Annotated in this window: 2 protein-coding genes; both read right to left on the bottom strand. The window is 26.2% G+C overall.

The features are described 5' to 3' along the window. Nucleotides 1-135: 135 nt before the first annotated feature. Nucleotides 136-1,089: a chymotrypsin family serine protease gene (locus tag GBZ86_RS13335; protein WP_152891424.1), complete on the bottom strand. Its 954-nt coding sequence runs from the start codon at nt 1,087-1,089 to the stop codon at nt 136-138. Nucleotides 1,090-1,293: 204 nt separating this feature from the next. After that, entirely contained in the window at nt 1,294-3,894 is a 2,601-nt protein-coding gene (locus GBZ86_RS13340; protein WP_152891426.1) for a discoidin domain-containing protein, read from the bottom strand. Nucleotides 3,895-4,140 lie beyond the last annotated feature (246 nt).

A 4,140-nucleotide genomic window follows, 5' to 3' on the forward strand; every position in this document is an offset into this window, starting at 1 on the left:
AAAGTTAATTTGCTTTTTAATTATAAAATTATTTTATCGAAAGGTAAAATATTAATTTTAAATAAAATATATAGGCATTTACCTATACATTTAAATAATTTATAATTATTATAATAATAACATGGATTTTTCAAATTAAAAATGAACATTTAAAGATGCTAAAACAGAAAATATGGGGTTTAGAAATGTTGTAGTATCTGTGGCACAAAAGCCTAATCCAATAGCTTTGGTTTTATAATTAAGATATATAGAACCTGAATCTCCGTCTTCACTCATTCTACTCACAGCTATTTGATTTTTATAACTTAACTTTACTTTATGAGATGACAATACACTTAAACTAACATTAGTAGCAATAACTTTTCCTTCAGTATATTGTGATGTAGCTCCTACCTTTACTACTTCTTCATTCTCTTTAGCATCTGCAATACCTGATATTTCACCAATGATAAAAATTCTTTTAAGGTAGTTAACATGTGGTAAAATTTTAGTAACAGCACAATCTACTAAGTTATAATCTGTTGTTTTAATAGGAATATATCTAGTACCCATAGCAATTATATTAAGATTACTAGAGCCACCATATTTATGTCCAGGCTGTAGTATAGCCATTTGTTTTTTTGGCTCATCTTGATTTACCAATACATGATTATTACTTAATATATAAGGCTCATTAGTTTCATTATCAAATACTATAGCCCCTAAGGTTCCAGCTGACATATTTTTATATTGAGAAATAGAACAAGCAGGTTCTATTGGTCTAAGTCTTGTTTGAAATCTATTACTTGTTTGAAATTTATTATCAGAACTAACTTTATCAGAAGGATAAGTTAAAAAGGAAGGGGTTTTACCAACTTCTATTACATCTATTTTCATACCAAAAATTTCTTTAGGTAATAACTCATTTTTTAATAATTTATTTATAGGAACTTTTTTTTCAACAAAAACTTTTAAACACGGTTCTTTAGTATCCATATTTTTAATAATTTTTGATCCTAACCCAACTGCAACTACATTTTTCTTCTCTAAAAAAAAATCATCATAAAAAAAAATCATTTCAAGAATTTTTTTACTTAAAAAACAGTCCATACAAAAAACTCCTTATTTACCTATTCCTTTATCATCACAATATAAAGTTATATAAAAATCTCCAACTTTTGGTTCTCCACTAACTACAGAAATATCATTTCCTGTAACCACTTTATAATCCTTTGCAAATTTATTTGCAATAATAGTTAATTCATCATTATAATCTTCATCAATTACTATTTCACTATTTTCAGGTACAAAACTTCATTCAAGTCCAATCCATTCTCTTAAATTAGGAATTACATTTGGCTTTTTATTAATTCCCATAGTATTATACATACCTGGCACTAATACTTGAAAATCTTTACTTGAATAATTTCCGTTTTCATCAGAAACTTTAATATTAACATTAACATTAGTATCAACTAATGGAGTATATATATTAGCGTTTCTATCTATTATGGAAATAAAATCTGAACTTTCAACTTTAATTGTAAACCCCTTAGGAACTAAAGGTAAATTCAACTTAGTATCTCCTTTATTCACCAAAAGTTCTTTAATTTCTTCTATAACTGTATTTACATCCATAGAAAGTACTTCACTTGTTATTTTTGAAAATTCTCTATTATATATTTCAATTTCATATATAGCTACAGTATACCAAATATCTGGATTGTTTTTTTCACAATAAACCCTTACAAATCTTGCATTTTGTTTAGGATTTAGATTAATTATTTCTGTTCCTCCAGTACTATTAGTAGTTCTATAGATAGATGTCCAACTATTAGCATCATTTGAAATTTCTATTCTATATATTGTGGCATGAGCTTTTGCCCAGTTTATTATTATTTCATTAAATTCCGTTCTTTCTTCTAAATCAATATAAATCCATTGATGTCCTGTATTAAAATTTCCACTTGACCACCTTGATTTAAGCTCTATTAATCCATCTGTGGCTAAATTAGGAGTTAAATAATCTACTTCATTTGCTGATGCTACTGCTTTTTTCTTTAATGCTAAATTTGCTCCTTTTATATCAATAAAAGAATTTTTATTATATATTTCAATTTCATATATAGCCATGGTATGCCAAATATCTGGATTATTCTTTTCACCATAAACCCTTACAAATCTTGCATTTTGTTTAAAATTAAAAGTAATAACATCTTTACCTCCATTGCCAGTGGTAGTTCTATAGATAGATGTCCAACTATTAGCATCATTTGAAATTTCTATTCTATATATTGTAGCATAAGCCGTAGCCCAATTTATTATTATTTCATCAAATTCAGTTTTTTCTTCTAAATCAATATAAATCCATTGTTGTCCTGTATTAAAATCTCCACTTCCCCACCTAGATGTAAACTCTATTACTCCATCAGTTACGTTGCTAGGATTTAAATAATCATATTCTTTTGCTGATGCTACTGCTTTTTTCTTTAATGCTAAATTTGCTCCTCTTATATCAATAAAAGAATCTCTATTATATATTTCAATTTCATATATAGCCATGGTATGCCAAATATCTGGATTATTCTTTTCACCATAAATTCTTACAAACCTTGCATTTTGTTTAAAATTAAAAGTAATAACATCTTTACCTCCATTGCCAGTGGTAGTTCTATAGATAGATGTCCAACTATTAGCATCATTTGAAATTTCTATTCTGTATATTGTAGCATGCGCTGTGGCCCAATTTATTATTATTTCATCAAATTCAATTCTTTCTTCTAAATCAATATAAATCCATTGTTGTCCTGTGTTAAAGTTTCCACTGCCCCATCTAGATATAACTTCTATTACTCCATCAGTTACATTATTAGGATCTAAATAATCATATTCTTTTGATGATGCAATTGCTCTTTTGTTTAGTGCCAAATTTTTGTTTAAAACAAAAATACCATCTATATAAGCTTTTATACCTGTAGCATTTGTATTTTTTCTTCCTGAACATTTAATTTCTATAAGATGTTCCATATTAGATAAAACTGGACTTTGAAAAACTTGTTGTCTTCCTATATGAAAATTATAATATAAATCTATATCTAAAGGATTATCTCCATCAATTGAAACTGTCATAATTCCATAGCCTGGATCCTTATTAGCTATTATTATAAATTCAGTTCCTACAAATTTAATTGTTACTGTTGCACCTGATTCATTAGTCCAATGGCTATCTCCTTCATAATTTTCATCAAATTTATTTTTTTCATAATTCCAACCACTACTAAAATTAAATTCATTTAATGAAGTACCAAGCTTTCCATCATTAAGAAAAGTTACTAAGGAACATAATGTGTCTATATTTTGTGATGAAACTTTATGTTGAAAGTTAGATGGTACTATTTTTGCTTTATTAAATGAGGGAATTTCATTTTGTATTAATGGTGCATTCTTATTTAAAACAAAAATACCATCTATATAAGCTGCTATACCTGTAGCACTTGCATTTTTTCTTCCTGAGCATTTAATTTCTATAATATGCTCAATATTAGATAAAACTGGACTTTGAAAAACCTGTTGCTTTCCTATACGAGCATTAGAATATAAATCTATATCTATAGGATTATCTTCATCAATTGAAATTGTCATAATGCCATGTGCTGGATCTTTAGTTGCTATTATTATAAACTCAGTTGCTACAAATTTAATTGTTACTTTTGCTCCTGATTGTATTGTCCAATGACTATCTCCCTCATAATTTTCATTTACTCTAACTGTTTCATAATTCCAACCACTACTAAAATTAAATTCATTTAATGAAGTCCCAATATTATTATTGTTAAGAAAAGTTACTAAAGGACATAATGTATCTATAGCTTGTACTGAAAATTCATGTTGAAACTCTTTTTCTGAAACTTTCATTTTAACATACCTCCATTTATCTATTTAATAAATACAATAGTATATATATATATTATTGTATTTATGCTTTGTGCTAATTGTTTTATATTAAAATTAATTATCACAAGAATTTAAATAAGTCATATTATTTAATATATATTGTATTAAATAACTTCATTTTATCCTTATATAACTCAATATTTTTAAAGAAATTTTAATATTGTAAATTATATACACATAAAATCTATTAATTATAATAGCAAATAA

It is taken from the genome of Clostridium tarantellae, assembly GCF_009295725.1.
Taxonomy (GTDB): Bacteria; Bacillota; Clostridia; order Clostridiales; family Clostridiaceae; genus Sarcina; species Sarcina tarantellae.